This window comes from Streptomyces sp. SID13726, assembly GCF_010548375.1.
GTDB lineage: Bacteria > Actinomycetota > Actinomycetes > Streptomycetales > Streptomycetaceae > Streptomyces.
The window spans coordinates 1-14,007 of sequence record NZ_JAAGLY010000037.1; the positions used below are offsets into that span (position 1 = coordinate 1).

Here is a 14,007-nt window from a genome sequence, read left to right on the forward strand (position 1 = left end):
GGCGGCGCCGAGGTGGTCGTAGCGCCGGGGAATCCGCCGGGGCCAGCGCTACCGGGACCGGCGTTGCTCGGTGCGCCCCCGCCCGAGGCCCGGACCGCCGCGCACGCCGCAGCCGGGCCGCCGCCGGGCGGGACCGGGGGCGAGGCGAGGCCGGGTGGGGCGGACATGGGCGCGCCCGGCCCGGACGGCAGGGCGGCTCCGCCGTGCGCCGCGGTCTCCGGCCCGGGCACGTACCCCATCGCGGGGGCGCCGCCGTCGGCCGAGAAGTTCACGCCCCGCTCGATGCGGTCGAGGCGGGCCATCACTGAGCGCTCGTCGCCATAGGCGGCGGGGAGCATCACGCGCGCGCAGATGAGCTCCAGCTGGAGACGGGGCGAGGTGGCGCCGCGCATCTCGGTGAGGCCTTCGTTGACGAGGTCGGCGGCGCGGCTGAGCTCGGCGGCGCCGAAGGTGCCGGCCTGGGCCTGCATGCGCTCGATGACGTCGGCGGGGGCGTCGATGAGCCCCTTCTCGGCGGCGTCGGGAACGGCAGCCAGGATGACGAGATCCCGCAGCCGCTCCAGCAGGTCGGCGACGAAGCGGCGCGGGTCGTTGCCGCCCTCGATGACACGGTCGACGACCTCGAACGCGGCGGCGCCGTCACCGGTGGCGAAGGCCTCGACGACGGAGTCGAGCAGCGACCCGTCGGTGTAGCCGAGGAGGGAGGTGGCCATGGCATAGGTCACACCCTCCTCACGCGCGCCGGCGAGGAGCTGGTCCATGACGGACATGGAGTCACGCACGGAGCCCTGACCGGACCGCACGACGAGCGGCAGCACGCCGTCCTCGACGGGGATGTTCTCCTTGCCGCACACCTCGCCGAGGTACTCGCGCAGGGTGCCGGGCGGCACGAGCCGGAAGGGGTAGTGGTGGGTCCGCGACCGGATGGTCCCGATGACCTTCTCGGGCTCGGTGGTGGCGAAGATGAACTTGAGGTGCTCCGGGGGCTCCTCGACGACCTTCAGCAGCGCGTTGAACCCGGCCGACGTGACCATGTGGGCCTCGTCGATGATGTAGATCTTGTAGCGACTGCTCGCGGGCCCGAAGAAGGCCTTCTCACGCAGCTCACGGGCGTCGTCCACACCACCGTGGGAAGCGGCGTCGATCTCGATGACGTCGATGGAACCCGGCCCGTTGCGCGCGAGGTCCCGACAGGACAGGCACTCCCCGCACGGCGTGGGCGTGGGCCCCTGCTCGCAGTTCAGGCACCGGGCCAGGATCCGCGCGCTGGTCGTCTTGCCACACCCGCGCGGACCGCTGAACAGGTACGCGTGATTGACCCGGTTGTTGCGCAGCGCCTGCTGCAACGGGTCGGTGACATGCTCCTGCCCGATGACCTCGGCGAACGACTCCGGGCGATAACGGCGGTACAGCGCGAGAGACGACACGCATACGAGGTTATAGGCGCCCACTGACAACCAGGCCCCGCGAGCCCTCCGCCAGGGCCGGGAACGCAAACGCCCCCCACGCACCCGCCAGAGCCAACCTACCCTTGCTGCCTTCCGGCCCTGGGGGAGTTCAGTCAGATAGCGCCGCGTGAGGGGCTGCCCAAACAGTACCCGATGCCAGGGGGCGGGAACGAGTTCGCGAGCACTCCTCAACGTCTTGTATTGTTTGCGGCGGAGGATTCGCCTAGAGGCCTAGGGCGCACGCTTGGAAAGCGTGTTGGGGGCAACCCCTCACGAGTTCGAATCTCGTATCCTCCGCCAGTGCCTCACCGGGCACGATGTCGAAGGGCCCCACCGCAAGGTGGGGCCGTTCGACGTTGTCCTCAGATCTCGTTGTCCTGGTTCTTGTCCACAACGGGTGGTTCCAGGATTCCCGGAGGACTACGGCGATGTTCCGGGCCGTGCTCGATGCGCGCCGCCGCGCTCCGGAGCCTGCTGTGCACGTGCCGTCCGTCGGGACAGATGGTATCGGTGGCAATAGTATCGGTAGCGATACCATTGCCACCGGGAGGCTTACATGCGCCGCTTCATCGGCCGGGACCGCGAGCTGGCCGTGCTCGGCAACGCCTTGCAGGCTGTCGGTGATGCCGTCGGGGCGGTGAAGCCGGGGCAGTGCGTTCTGATGCGGGGGCGGCGGCGGGTTGGTAAGTCCAGTCTTGTCGAGGAGTTCCTGGGGCGGTCCGAGGTGCCGTACGTCTTCTTCACAGCGGCGGGTGGCACGGCGGAGGAGGAGCTGGAGGAGTTGCTCGATGCCGTCGCCACGTCGTCTCTGCCGGGACGGGAGTTGTTCTCCGAGGAGGCCCCCGGGCAGTGGAACGCGGCGTTCAGGCTGCTCGCCGAAGTTCTTCCCGACGACAGGCCGAGCGTGGTCGTCATCGATGAGGTTCCGTATCTCATGGACCGTATCGACGCCTTCGAGGGCATGCTCCAGAGGGCCTGGGACCGGCTGCTCAGTCGTAAGCCGGTGCTGTTCCTGCTGGTCGGGTCCGACCTGTCGATGATGGAGGCGTTGGACAGCTACGACCGGCCCTTCCATCAGCGCGGGCGGGAAATGGTCGTGGGGCCCCTGAATCCGGCCGACATCGGCGAGATGCTCGGGCTGTCGCCGACGGCTGCGTTCGATGCCGCTCTGATCACGGGAGGACTCCCTCTCATCTGTGCCGAGTGGCGGGCCGGTGCGGATGTCTGGGAGTTCCTCCGTGATTCGCTGGACAACCCGATCTCGGCGCTGCTGGTCTCCGCCGAGCGTTCGCTGGCCGCGGAGTTCCCGCCGCAGGCGATGAGCAGGGAGGTCCTGCGGGCCATCGGGGCCGGGGAGCGGACCTTCACCAACATCGCCCGGGCGGCCGGCGGCATCGCCCACACCACTCTCACCCGGGCCACCGACGTCCTGACGGAGAAGAGGGTGGTGGCGGCCGAACTGCCGCTCTCGCTACGGCCGTCCAAGGAACGGCGTTACCGGGTCGCCGACCCCTACCTGCGGTTCTGGCTCGCTTTCCTGGGCCCGCACATGGCGGAGATCGAGCGGATGCGGGGAGATCTCACGCTGGGCCGGATCAAGGAGCGCTGGACGAGCTGGCGTGGCCGCGCGATCGAGCCTCTGGTCCGGGAATCCCTCGCCCGTCTCCTCCCGGACGGTCTCCTGCCCGCCGCCCCGGCGATCGGCGGGTACTGGACTCGCAGCAACGACGTCGAGATCGACCTGGTGGGCGCCGACCGGCAGCCGGTGGCCAAGGAGTTGCTCTTCGTCGGCTCGATCAAGTGGCTGGAGAATTCCGCCTTCGACAACCACGACCTGGCCGCACTGCAGAAACACCGGGCGGCGATCACCGACGCACCCGTACCCCTCGTGGCCGTGTCCCGCAGCGGGGTCGACTGCTCCGGCCTTCAGGCGGCGTATGGGCCCGAGGAACTGATCAGCGCTTGGCGCAGGGCATGAGGGAGGTGTCGGACAGCTCGGGGTCCGGGCCCACTTGGTTCGGGATCGCTCGGACGTTGTAGGCGACAAAAGGAGCACTCGTGGGTGCCGAGTGACCCGCAGCGTCCGCTCCTCAGACCGGCGCTCCCTAGGTCCGGTTGTTAGTTGACCTTGACAACGGTCAGTCTCCGGGACGGACGAAAGTCTCCACTGCGGAGCGGAACATGTCCTGTCCGGGGACAACGGGGTTGACGACGACCACGAAGTCGGAGAGAGCTCTCTCGGATGGAGCCCCGTCTTCGTTGGCGCTGCCGGGCTCGTCTTGCCACGCGATCAGGTGAATGAACACCGAGTGGCGGCCTACCGGCAGGTCGAACCGGACGGTCTCAGGCCAAGCTTCGCCCTGCACAGCCTCGATGCCACTGAGGCACACCTGCCCCGAGGAACGAAGAAGATAGGCATCCGAAGCGACGAGGCAGTGTCTGCTCTCCCGTTCGGTCAGTAGGGCAGGCTGATCGACCCGCCCCATGCGGACCACCACTCCAAAACACCCGTCACTCCGGATATTGATGGGGACCAAAGCACCAGCCTGGATATGTCGCTCGACGTCCTCGTCCTCCCCGAGCTGCGTGTCCCAGGTGTCGTAGTCAACGATGCCGGTGAAACGTTGCGGGTCCCAAAGGGCAAGCATTCCGGCGCTGGTGGCCACCGTCGATACGACCTCGCCAGAGCTGGGTGAATGATTCATCCAAGGATCCTGCCATGCACACCGGCCACCTCAACAGCGCGCAGGCTCAGTAGCGGCTCGGCAGCCGGACTCGACGAGTCCGGCACGGGCGGAGGAGGCGACGGGTGCGGCGTTGCCATTCCGGCTCCTTCTCCAATGCCGACAAGCCGAGTTCATTTCAGTCCGTACAGTCCCTCACTCAGCACCGCTGAGCGGCGTTCGCCGTCCACTCCCTGTCTACCTAGGTGGACAGGGCGAGGTAGGCCCTCGTCCTTGTCTTCGGCTGGGCCGGAGGCCGGTGGGCTTCGGACCGGATCATGCCTCGGCGATGACACGGGCCCTGTGCCGACCCGACAGATCAGAAGCAGCTGCGCACATGCCTTATATCGCGCGTCACCAAACATATTTCACTCGATGAGGGATGGATTCCTGCGGAAATCCCCGAAGCGCGACCACATGGCTCATGATTTTTCCCGTGTCGAATCCGGTGGCGCGAGAGGAAAACCATGCTTGACGTCTTCGCTCTCATCACTGAACGATTTCTCCGCGACTGCGGCGAGGAGCCTGTCTGTACGCATGTCGGCGATGTTCAAGTGTGCGCCATCAAGAGCCATCCAACATATCAGGTTCTGCGGAAAAAAGTCCGACTCGGACGATCGAAATCTGTCGCCAGCCTGCGACTGTGGGAGTCGGTCGGAACATTGGCAAGAGAGGGAAATCAACGGGAGCGGGAAAAATGGTTGATGGTTCTGCTGGATCTTCTCACCCCTTACTTTCGGGGGTGGCCGAAGGATCTGGCGCGAAAATGGCGTTACGATGTCTCCGACATCAGGTCCACGATGATGGAATCCGCTCTTGAGACGTGGTTCTCTCTGGCGGGCGGCATGCCAGCCAAGAAGCTCCTGGACGTCATGCTGGATCGCGCGTTTACCGCTGCACGCGCCCTGGTGGAGGCACCGAGTGCGGAGACATGTGGGACGAACGCGGCGGATTTGGTTGCCAATGCCACGCACGAGGAGGGCTCTGCTCTATGCGCCTCGTCGATCATTGACGCCAGTTCGGTGCGGGATCCGGACGCCAATGAGAGGATTCGAGGGGAATGCCTAGGAGCCCTGCTGCAACGAATGGGGGTCATGAGTCACGTCGAAGCCCATCACGAAAAAATTCGCAGTGGCCGCCGGAATGAGAAGCCTTCTCCCGTCATCACTCCTTCACAGATGGGGCGAGTATGGGTGGACGGGAAGAATCTCTACTATCGAATCTCAGAAATTCTTCCGCAGTACATCGGCTTCAGCGATGCTGCCAGAATCTTTGATCTTTCGGAGTCACAAGTTTCAAAGATGACTCAAAAGGGAACATTGCCATTCGGGGTGCTCTGGAGCGGCAACAGCAGGGTGGTGTCAGTCAAATCTCTCATGCACGCCTTGGGAATCCACGACTCCATCGTGCACCCCGATGACGTAGAAAATGGCGCATCTCACGTCGGCGGAAAACGGGACGGCCAGTAGGGCGCTGCTGCCAACAACAGGCGAAGTCACTGTTGTGCCACGGAAGACCGACAGTCGTCCCACAGGACCGCCAGGCGGGCTGGGATCTGAGGGATCGCGGCGCAGCCCTGGGGGTCGGCCGGGAAGCCGTCGCTGGCCAGGTAGCTCCAAGCAGACCCGGGGCGTTCGACGAAGTACTTCATCGCCGCCCCGTCGTCCTGGAGGGCGACCTGTTCCGCCGGCGTGCTGCCCGGGGTGAGTTGGAAGCGGGTTCCGGCATAGAAGGTGCCATCGCAACTGCCGTAGTAGAACGTGCCCTTGACCGGGGTGATGTGGGTGAGGGGTGGTTGGGCCTCGGTGCGGTAGGCGGCTGTGACGTTCGACTTGGTGGTGGGGGATACCGGCAGAGACCGGCAGGCGGCGGGCCTGACGGGGGCTCCGGCCGTAGTGTGTCCCGGCGATGCCGACGCAGACGAAGAGGGTGTTTGAGCCGCGTTCAGTGCAGTGCAGCTCGTCAGGAGGGCAAGCGCCGCCGCGATCATCAGCGGGGCCGCGCCTCGGGAACGGGAGCCGTTTCGGTGTGCCACTTCGGGTCGTCCTCTCTGGTTACGTCCAGACAGGGCCGAGATGGCGCAACTCGAGTACGTTCTCCCGGTCTTGTACCTCAAGACGCTGCTCCGGGCGCCTTGGTTTCAGAGGCGGGCCGACGACGACGCGTCATACGTGCGGAACCGTCACTCGCTCCACTCACCGCTTCACAAACCCCCGTCAGAGCAGGTCCGCCCACCCCGTCCAGCCGCTGGTCGCCTTCGCTGAGCGGGCCTTGAAGGTGCCGGTGCCGGTGCCCGCGTAGAAGTACAGGGCGCCGGAGGAGTTCGTGGTCATCAGGTCGGCCTTGCCGTCGCCGTTGGCGTCGCCGGGGGAGAACAGCTTGTTGTACTGCTGCCAGCCGGTGCCGATCTTCACGCGGGCGCCGAAGGGCTTGGAGGCGGTGCCGGTGCCCGCGTAGCGCCACAGGGTGCCGGACTTGTCGCGGGCCAGCAGGTCGGGGCGGCCGTCGCCGGTGTAGTCACCCGCGCCGACCAGGGCGTTGTACTGCTGCCAGCCGGTGCCGAGCTTGACGCGCCCCGCGACGGACATGCCGGAGCCGGTGCCCGCGTAGAGATAGAGCGTGCCGGAACTGGTCACGGCGAGCAGGTCGCCCTTGCCGTCGCCGGTCACGTCACCGGGGCCGACGATCCGGTTGTAGGTGGTGGAGCCGGCGGCGAGCAGCGGGTCGGAGAGGGCGTAGAACGCCGGGTTGGTCAGCTTGCCGCCGCTGACCGAGTGGACGACGAGGTCGGCCAGGCCGTTCTCGCGCAGCGCGGAGGCGTAGGCGAGCCGGGTACTGGAGGACGGCCAGGCGCCGCCGACCAGGAGCTTGTTGGTGAGGGTGCCGGTGCCGGTGACCTCGTAGCTGTAGACGTTCCCGGCGGAGGTGCGGGCCATGATCCCGAACTTGCCGAACTGCGGGTTGTTGCCCGCGCCCGCGAACTGGGTGGCCTTCCCCCAGCCCTTGCTGCGGGCGGAGCGGGACGCGAAGTCGCCGCTGCCGTTGCCCGCGTAGAACCACAGGTTGCCGGAGAAGTCCCGGGCCAGCAGGTCGGCCTTGCCGTTGCCGTCCCAGTCGCCGCCGCCGATGATCTGGTTGTACGAGGCCCACTCCGTCCTGGAGTTCTTGGCCTTGGCGCCGAAGGTGCCGCCCTTCTTGCCGAAGTAGCGGTAGAGCGCGCCGGCCGGGGTGCGGGCCAGCAGGTCGCCGATGCCGTCGCCGTTGAGGTCGCCGGCGCCGATGAGTTCGTCGTACTGCTGCCAGCCGGTGCCGATCTTCACGCGGCCGCCGAAGGAGCCGTCGCCCTTGCCCGGGTAGTAGTAGAGGGTGCCGGTCGGGGTGCGGGCCAGCAGGTCGGCCTTGCCGTCGGCGTTCATGTCGCCCGGCGCGGCCACCTTGTTGTAGGACTGCCAGCCGGTGGCGACCGTACGGCGGGAACCCAGGCCGCTGGGCACGCGCGCGTAGATGCCGGGGTGGAAGGAGAGCACCCCGCTCGGGCTGAGGGTGAGGATGTCCTGGACGCCGTCGCCGTCGAGGTCGCCCGGGGTGAGGACGTCCTTGACCTTGGCCACGTCCGAGTCGAGGGCCATCGTCTCGGCCGAGCCGGTGTTGACGTACAACTGCCCCGCGACATTGCGGTAGACGAGGTCGGAGGTGCCGTCGCCGTCGAAGTCGCCGCGGGCCGGGGCGATCGCGTCCGCGTCGCCGGGCAGGGCCACGAAGACGCCCGCCGCGACCACCGCGGCCGCGCCGGCCAGCGCGGACACCTTCACGGCGAGGGGGCGCCGGTGTCTGTGGCTCCCCTCGCGCCGGGATCGGGTGGTGAACACGTTCTCTCCCGGGGTCAGGGGGTGGCGGTGACGTCGGTCACCGGCTCGGTGGCGGAGGGGGCCTCCGTGGTGGTGGCCGCGTCCGTCGGGGTCGGGGTCGCGGACGGCTCGGTGCTCTCATCGGAAGCCGGGCTCGTGCTCGTGCTCGGACTCGTGGGGCTCTCGCTCCCGGTCGGCTCCGTGGCCGTCGCCGTCGTCTCCACGCCCACCTGGTGCACGCCGGGCACTCCGTCCTCGACCCGGAAGGTCGCGGCGACGCCGGTCGTGCCGGTCCTCGTCGACACCGTGGAGATGGTCCGCAACTGCGCGTCTATACCGCCCGAGCTGATGTCGAGGAGCAGATAGCCGCGGCGGGCGTCGATCATCTTCCAGTGCGGGTTGTCCGCCAGCTTGGGCGCCCATTCGGCGGCGAAGGCCTCCAGGTCCTCGTCGCCGTTGCTGGAGATGGAGGTGCCGACGAACTCCGCGCCGACGACGGCCGAGTCGGGGTCGTCGAAGTCCAGCTTGAGGTCGCTGACGATGGTGCGGTGCCGGTCGCCGGAGAGCACCACCGGGTTGCGGACGTCCTGGAACTCCGCGAGCAGGGAGTTGCGTTCGACCTGGTAGCCGTCCCAGGCGTCGTAGAACCACTCCTTGCCCTCGCCTGCCAGGACGTCGGTCTCGGCCATCATCACCTGGGAGGCGACGAGGTTCCACCGTCTGCCCGACGTGCGCGCGCTGTTGACCAGCCAGTTCCTCTGGGTGTCGCCCATGATGACCCGGCCGGTCTCCAGGGCGCCCGCCTGCGTGGTCGCCTGGTCGTCGCGGTACTGCCGGGTGTCCAGGACGTGCAGCCGGGCCAGGGTGCCGAAGTCGAGCGAGCGGTACATGCGCACGTCCGGGCCGCTGGGCTTCTGCGCGGTGCGGATCGGCATGTGCTCGTAGTACGCCTGGAAGGCGGCCGCGCGGCGGGCCAGGAACTTGTCCCTGGGCCAGGCCACCGGGTCGTTGGCGGTGTCGCCCGCCCAGTCCTGCTCGACCTCGTGGTCGTCGTAGACCACGACGAAGGGGGCCGCGGCGCGCATCGCCTGGAGGTCGGGGTCGGAGCCGTACTGCTCGTGGCGGGCCCGGTACTGGGCGAGCGTGACCGGCGAGCCGGAGCCCTCGTGGCGGCGGACGCGGTAGGAGTACGCGGGGCTCTCGTAGATGTAGTCGCCGACGAACAGCACCAGGTCCGGCTTCTGCTTGACCATGTCCTGGTAGACGGTGAAGTAGCCGTGCGCGTAGTTCTGGCAGGACGCGAGGGCGATCCGCACCTTCTCCGGGCTGCTTCCGGCGGCCGGGGCGGTGCGGGTGCGGCCGGTGCGGGAGGTGCGGCCCAGCGCCTTGAACCGGTACCAGTAGTCGGTGGCCGCGGTCAGGCCCGTGACGTCCACGTGGACGCTGTAGCCGAGAGTGGCGCTCGCGTTGACGGTGCCGCTCTTGAGGACCTTGGTGAAGCCGCTGTCCGAGGCAAGCTCCCAGCTCACCGGGACGGTGGGCGGCAGGATGCCGGAGCTGCCGGGGTTCGAGGGGGTGACCCGGGTCCACAGCACGATCGCGGTGGGCAGCGGGTCGCCGGAGGCCACGCCCAGCTTGAAGACCGTGCCGCTGACCGCGGTGCCCGGTCCGGCCGTGGCGGTGGAGGGGCCCACCGAGGCGGAGGCGTTGCCGCTCAGCAGCTGTCCGGCCGTGACCGCGCCGGCCGCTCCGAGGGTGGCCGCGCCCGCGCCGAGGAACCGTCTACGGCGGATGCCGGTGGTGCCTCCGGTGTCGGTAGTACCGGTGGTACCGGCCGTGCCGGTCTGGTCGTCGCTCGGGTGCACAGGCCTGCCCTTCCCCCCAAAAGCGGTGCGCTGCGCAGCGCCGGTGAACGTGATCGGCGAGGAGTCTATGCAATACCCTCACAGTTACGGGACTCGGTCCGTCAATTCGTTCGAACAACCGGCAGGAGCCATGCGCCGACCACTGATGTCCGTAGTCGCGGTCCTGCTGCTCACCGGAGCGGCCGCGTGCTCCTCGTCGTCGTCCTCCGACGCCGAGGGCGGTTCGGGGCGCACGACCGGTTCCGCTTCCGCTTCCTCGTCCGGCGATACGTCCGCCTCCTCTTCGGGCGCGACGGCCGCGGGCGGCTTCGAGACCGACGGCTCCCAGGACGGAGAGGTGTCCGGCGGTGCCTCGGACAACGGTGGTTCCTCGACCACCGGCGGGACCGACGGCGGGAGCGGCAGCGGTACGTCCTCCTCGTCGCCCGGCGTGCTGTTCGGGGCCGGTGACCTCCCCACCCCCGCCGCCGACCGCTGCCGTACGAAGAACCTGACGGCCAAGGCGGTCGGCACCGGGACGGGCAGGGCCACGGTCGTGCTGACCAACAAGGGGAGCGGTTCCTGCACGGTCCGCGGCTTCCCCTCGCTGCTCTTCCTCGGCGAGAGCGGCCGGGTCGAACTCCCGGTCACCTGGGACGGTTCGGCCGACGACGCGGCGAAGGTGACCCTCGCCCCCGGAGCCTCCGCTTCCGCCGTCCTCACCTTCACGAGCCTCGACGAGTGCGACCCGATCTCCGGCCTCGACGTCGTCCCGCCCGGCGAGTCCCGGCCGCTGACGCCCGCCTTCACGAGCGGCGGCGAGAAGCGGGCGGTCCACATCTGCGACACCGGGGTCAAGGTGACGGAGTTCGCCCGCGCGTAGGCAAGTGCGCGGGAGGTGCGCAGGCGACGGTGCGCAGGCGGTGCGCGGAGACATCAGTGCACCGACAACCCCCCGTCCACGAAGACCGACTGCCCCGTGACATAGCCCGACGCCCCGCTCGCCAGGAAGACCGCGGCCCCCGCGAAGTCCTCGGCGAGACCGTTGCGCCCGGTCAGGGTGCGGGCGGCGAGGGCGGCCACCTTCTCCGGGTCGGAGGCGAGCCGGGCGTTCAGCGGGGTCATCACGAAACCCGGCACCAGCGTGTTGCAGGTGACGCCGTACGGCGACCAGGCCTCGGCCTGTGACCGCGCGAGGGACTCCAGGCCGCCCTTGGAGACGCCGTAGGCCCCGCTCTGCACGAAGGCGCGGTGGGCCTGCTGGGAGCTGATGTGGATGATCCGCCCGAAGCCGCGCTCGGCCATGCCGGGTCCGAAGCGCCGGCCGAGCAGGAAGGGGGCCTCCAGGTTGACCGCCATGGTGGTGTCCCACACCTCGTCGGTCAGCTCGCCCATCGGCGGACGCAGGTTGATCCCCGCGGAGTTGACCAGGATGTCGGGCTCGCCGAACACCGCGGCCGCCGCCTCCGCCGCCGCCCGCACCCCGTCCCGGCTGCCCAAGTCCCCGCTCACCCAGGCCGCCCGGCACCCGGCGGCCGTCAACTCGTCGACGGTGTCGGTGAGTTCCGCCTCCCTGCGGGCCACGACCACCACGCTCGCCCCGGCCCGGGCCAGCGCCCCCGCGACGGCCCTGCCGATGCCGGAACTGCCCCCGGTCACCAGGGCCACGCGCCCGTCCAGCGAGAACAGTTCGGAGAGATACGCCCGCGAGGTCATGTCCGCACCCTAAGTCGGTACCCGGACGCCATGACCTCGATCCTCGTCGGCACCTGCTCCTGGACCGATCCCGCGCTCGTCCGCAGCGGCTGGTACCCGCACGGGCGGCGGGACGCGGAGGGGCGGCTCAGGTACTACGCGGAGCGGTTCGCCGCCGGGATCGAGTCCCTGCGGGCGGCCGGGCGGCTCGGCGGGGTGCTGTTCCAGTTCCCGCCGTGGTTCCGGCCGGGGGCGCGGGCGGAACGGTTCCTGGCGGAGACCGCGGAGACCGCGGAGCGCACGGCGGCCGGCCGGTCCAGGTGGAGTTCCGGCACCCGTCCTGGGTCCTGGTGGGAGGGGCCCCGGCGGGACCACACCGGGGCGCTGCTGGGCAGGCACGGTCTCGCCGCCGTGGCCGTCGACATGGTCCAGCGCTTCCGGTACGGCTACCGGCGGGCCGAACTCGCCGAGTGGGTACCGCGGTTGCGGACCCTGGCCGAGCGGGTCGACGAGGTGCACGTCCTGTTCGACAACTGCTGCGGGACGGCCGCCGAGACCATGTCCTGCCTGCTCAGCCCACGATCGTGACCGTCTTCGTCACGCTGACCTGGTCGACGTCCGACACCCTGATGGTCGTCTTCATCTGCCAGTCGCCCGCGAGGGGCAGGGTCAGCGAACTGGTGCCCCAGTAGCCGCCCTGGTTCTTCACCTCGGCGTCGATCGGGCCGATGTCCTTGGCCGGGAGGGTGAAGGACATCTTCAGTTCGGGGACCGTGGCGAGACCGCCGTCGGCGGCGAAGACGATGGCCTGGATCGAGTTCTCGCCGGTGCGCGCCGGGTCGATGGTGATCTGTACCCGGCCCTGCGCCGACCCCACCGCGAAGGGCACGTTGGTCACGGAGGCGGTCTGGACACCGCCCGTCGACCCCGCCTCGACCGCCTGCGCGGCCGCCCGCCCGGGCAGCGTGCCGCTGAGCACGGTGCTGATCACCAGCACCACGACCCCGATCCCCACCTCGGCGAGAACGGACCGCCGCAGACCACGCCGGTACGCGCCGGGGTCCTCGGGTCCGCTCGCCGACACGACGGGTTCCGGGTCCGGGTCCGGGTTCGGCTCCGGGTCCGGTGCCGATGCCGAGGCGGCCGGAGGCCCCCCGACCGACTCCCGCACCTTCTCCCGTACGGCCGTCCCCTGCACGACCTTCTCCGCACCGGAAATTCCCGCACCGGAAATTCCCGCACCGGAGATTCCCGCTCCGGCCGTTCCCGCAGCGGCCGTCCCCCTCCCCGCCAGCCGAGCCGTCCACTGTCGCGACAGCCCCGCCGCCACGAGCAGCAGGGTCACCGCGAACAGCTTGAGGATCAGCAGGCGGCCGTACGTCGTGCCGGTCAGGCCGCTCCAGGAGCCGAGGCCGCGCCAGGACTGGTAGACGCCGGTGACGACGAGGACGGTCACGGAGGCGAAGGCCAGCCGGGAGAAGCGGGTGACGACGGTGGCCGGGATCTCCGCCGAGGCCCGGAACAACGTGGTGAGCAGGGCCGCGAGGCCGCCCAGCCAGACCGCCATGGACAGCACGTGCAGCACCGCGGACGTCATCGCCACCGGCACCTGGATACCGGCGGAGGCGTGCTCGGCGGCGGCCCAGGTCAGCGCGAGACCCACGGCGAGCACCCCGCCCGCCGCCTGCCACGCGCGGGACAGCCGGGACTCGCCGAGCCGCAGCAGTCGTACGACGAAGAAGTACCCGGCCAGCAGCAGCGCGGCCCGGACCAGGAGCGCCTCGCCCGGGCGGGTCGTCAGGGTGCGCTGGAAGCCGCTCGCCGAGAAGGCGTCACCGGGGCCCGTCCCCGCCTCGTAGGGCGCGCGCAGCACCAGCAGGAACAGGGTCGAGCCGAGCAGGACGCCCCAGCCGGTCCACAGGAGCCTGCGCAGCCGGCCGGGTTCCGGGGGGCGGCAGACGGTGAGGAAGACGGCGGCGCCGATGAGCAGGGCCGCGGAGAGATAGGCCAGGTAGCGGCCCATGTTGTAGAGGCTCTCGGTGGCCGGGTCCTCGGTGGGGCCGGTGTTCACGGCGACCGGGGCCGGGGAAGGTTTGCCGACCGAGAAGGTGAAGGCGCCGGAGACCGGGTGGCTGTCGGCCGAGACGACCCGCCAGGCCACGGTGTAGGTGCCCTGCGCGAGCTTGGCCGGCAGGGCGACGCTGGCCGTGTCGGAACCGCCCGCGCCGTGTCCGGCGTCGCCGATCTTCAGGCGTTTGCCGTCCGGGTCCAGGATCCGGAAGGAGTCGTCGAGCAGGCCGACGGACTCGGTGAAGGTCAGGGTGACGGCGCGGGGGGCGGACTTGAGGACGCTGCCGTCCTCGGGGTCGGTGGCGCGGAGGGCCGCGTGGGCCGACGCCGTTCCCGAGCCGAGGACGAGCAGGACCAGCATGGTGCCCAGCAGCACCAG

At 69.5% G+C, this 14,007-nt stretch carries 11 protein-coding genes, 1 tRNA gene and 1 other RNA gene; 5 read left to right on the top strand and 8 right to left on the bottom strand.

From position 1 onward, the window contains the following. Together G3I78_RS44075 and ffs are read right to left on the bottom strand one after the other, a co-directional pair. Window positions 1–1,427 (bottom strand): DNA polymerase III subunit gamma and tau (locus tag G3I78_RS44075; RefSeq protein ID WP_164435649.1); only part of this gene is annotated, 1,427 nt, incomplete at its 3' end. Window positions 1,428–1,489: 62 nt separating this feature from the next. Next, window positions 1,490–1,588, bottom strand: an RNA gene (gene ffs, locus G3I78_RS44080) — signal recognition particle sRNA small type. Between the two features lie 72 nt (window positions 1,589–1,660). Between ffs and G3I78_RS44085 the strand changes: the two genes are divergently transcribed. Together G3I78_RS44085 and G3I78_RS44090 are read left to right on the top strand one after the other, a co-directional pair. Continuing rightward, window positions 1,661–1,748: transfer RNA gene (locus tag G3I78_RS44085), tRNA-Ser, on the top strand. 256 nt (window positions 1,749–2,004) lie between these two features. Further along, window positions 2,005–3,426: an ATP-binding protein gene (locus tag G3I78_RS44090; protein WP_164435651.1), complete on the top strand. Its 1,422-nt coding sequence runs from the start codon at window positions 2,005–2,007 to the stop codon at window positions 3,424–3,426. A gap of 160 nt (window positions 3,427–3,586) precedes the next feature. On the opposite strand, the gene G3I78_RS44095 is transcribed toward G3I78_RS44090, so the two are convergent. Beyond that, window positions 3,587–4,114, bottom strand: coding sequence for a hypothetical protein (locus G3I78_RS44095; RefSeq protein ID WP_164435653.1), 528 nt, complete (start codon window positions 4,112–4,114; stop codon window positions 3,587–3,589). 524 nt (window positions 4,115–4,638) lie between these two features. Between G3I78_RS44095 and G3I78_RS44100 the strand changes: the two genes are divergently transcribed. Next, on the top strand, window positions 4,639–5,640 hold the full coding sequence (locus G3I78_RS44100; protein WP_164435655.1) for a hypothetical protein: 1,002 nt from the start codon (window positions 4,639–4,641) through the stop codon (window positions 5,638–5,640). 26 nt (window positions 5,641–5,666) lie between these two features. Here G3I78_RS44100 and G3I78_RS44105 read toward each other — a convergent pair whose 3' ends face one another. The 3 genes from G3I78_RS44105 to G3I78_RS44115 all read right to left on the bottom strand — a co-directional run bounded on the left by G3I78_RS44105 (window position 5,667) and on the right by G3I78_RS44115 (window position 9,812). After that, window positions 5,667–6,161: a hypothetical protein gene (locus G3I78_RS44105; protein WP_164435657.1), complete on the bottom strand. Its 495-nt coding sequence runs from the start codon at window positions 6,159–6,161 to the stop codon at window positions 5,667–5,669. A 226-nt stretch (window positions 6,162–6,387) separates the two neighbouring features. Continuing rightward, complete coding sequence (locus tag G3I78_RS44110) at window positions 6,388–8,040, bottom strand: VCBS repeat-containing protein (RefSeq protein ID WP_164435659.1); 1,653 nt, start codon at window positions 8,038–8,040, stop codon at window positions 6,388–6,390. A 14-nt stretch (window positions 8,041–8,054) separates the two neighbouring features. Beyond that, window positions 8,055–9,812, bottom strand: a complete 1,758-nt coding sequence (locus G3I78_RS44115; RefSeq protein WP_164435739.1) for an alkaline phosphatase D family protein — start codon at window positions 9,810–9,812, stop codon at window positions 8,055–8,057. Between the two features lie 202 nt (window positions 9,813–10,014). Between G3I78_RS44115 and G3I78_RS44120 the strand changes: the two genes are divergently transcribed. Next, window positions 10,015–10,746 carry a DUF4232 domain-containing protein gene (locus G3I78_RS44120; RefSeq protein ID WP_164435661.1) on the top strand — a complete coding sequence of 244 codons (732 nt, stop codon included), beginning with the start codon at window positions 10,015–10,017 and terminating at the stop codon, window positions 10,744–10,746. Window positions 10,747–10,799: 53 nt separating this feature from the next. Here G3I78_RS44120 and G3I78_RS44125 read toward each other — a convergent pair whose 3' ends face one another. Next, a complete protein-coding gene (locus G3I78_RS44125) occupies window positions 10,800–11,579 on the bottom strand; it encodes an SDR family oxidoreductase (RefSeq protein WP_164435663.1) in 780 nt (259 codons plus the stop codon). 30 nt (window positions 11,580–11,609) lie between these two features. Here G3I78_RS44125 and G3I78_RS44130 point away from each other — a divergent pair, with 30 nt between their 5' ends. Then, window positions 11,610–12,146 carry a DUF72 domain-containing protein gene (locus tag G3I78_RS44130; RefSeq protein WP_164435665.1) on the top strand — a complete coding sequence of 179 codons (537 nt, stop codon included), beginning with the start codon at window positions 11,610–11,612 and terminating at the stop codon, window positions 12,144–12,146. Here the strand turns inward: G3I78_RS44130 and G3I78_RS44135 are convergent. Further along, a complete protein-coding gene (locus G3I78_RS44135; RefSeq protein WP_164435667.1) occupies window positions 12,130–14,004 on the bottom strand; it encodes a copper resistance protein CopC/CopD in 1,875 nt (624 codons plus the stop codon). The genes G3I78_RS44130 and G3I78_RS44135 overlap by 17 nt on opposite strands. Window positions 14,005–14,007: the final 3 nt, after the last annotated feature.

Coding starts and splice junctions, on each gene's coding strand:
- G3I78_RS44090 (WP_164435651.1), top strand. CDS start 2,005: ATGCGCCGCTTCATCGGCCGGGACCGCGAGCTGGCCGTGCTCGGCAAC.
- G3I78_RS44120 (WP_164435661.1), top strand. CDS start 10,015: ATGCGCCGACCACTGATGTCCGTAGTCGCGGTCCTGCTGCTCACCGGA.
- G3I78_RS44100 (WP_164435655.1), top strand. CDS start 4,639: ATGCTTGACGTCTTCGCTCTCATCACTGAACGATTTCTCCGCGACTGC.
- G3I78_RS44105 (WP_164435657.1), bottom strand. CDS start 6,161: ATGATCGCGGCGGCGCTTGCCCTCCTGACGAGCTGCACTGCACTGAAC.
- G3I78_RS44125 (WP_164435663.1), bottom strand. CDS start 11,579: ATGACCTCGCGGGCGTATCTCTCCGAACTGTTCTCGCTGGACGGGCGC.
- G3I78_RS44130 (WP_164435665.1), top strand. CDS start 11,610: ATGACCTCGATCCTCGTCGGCACCTGCTCCTGGACCGATCCCGCGCTC.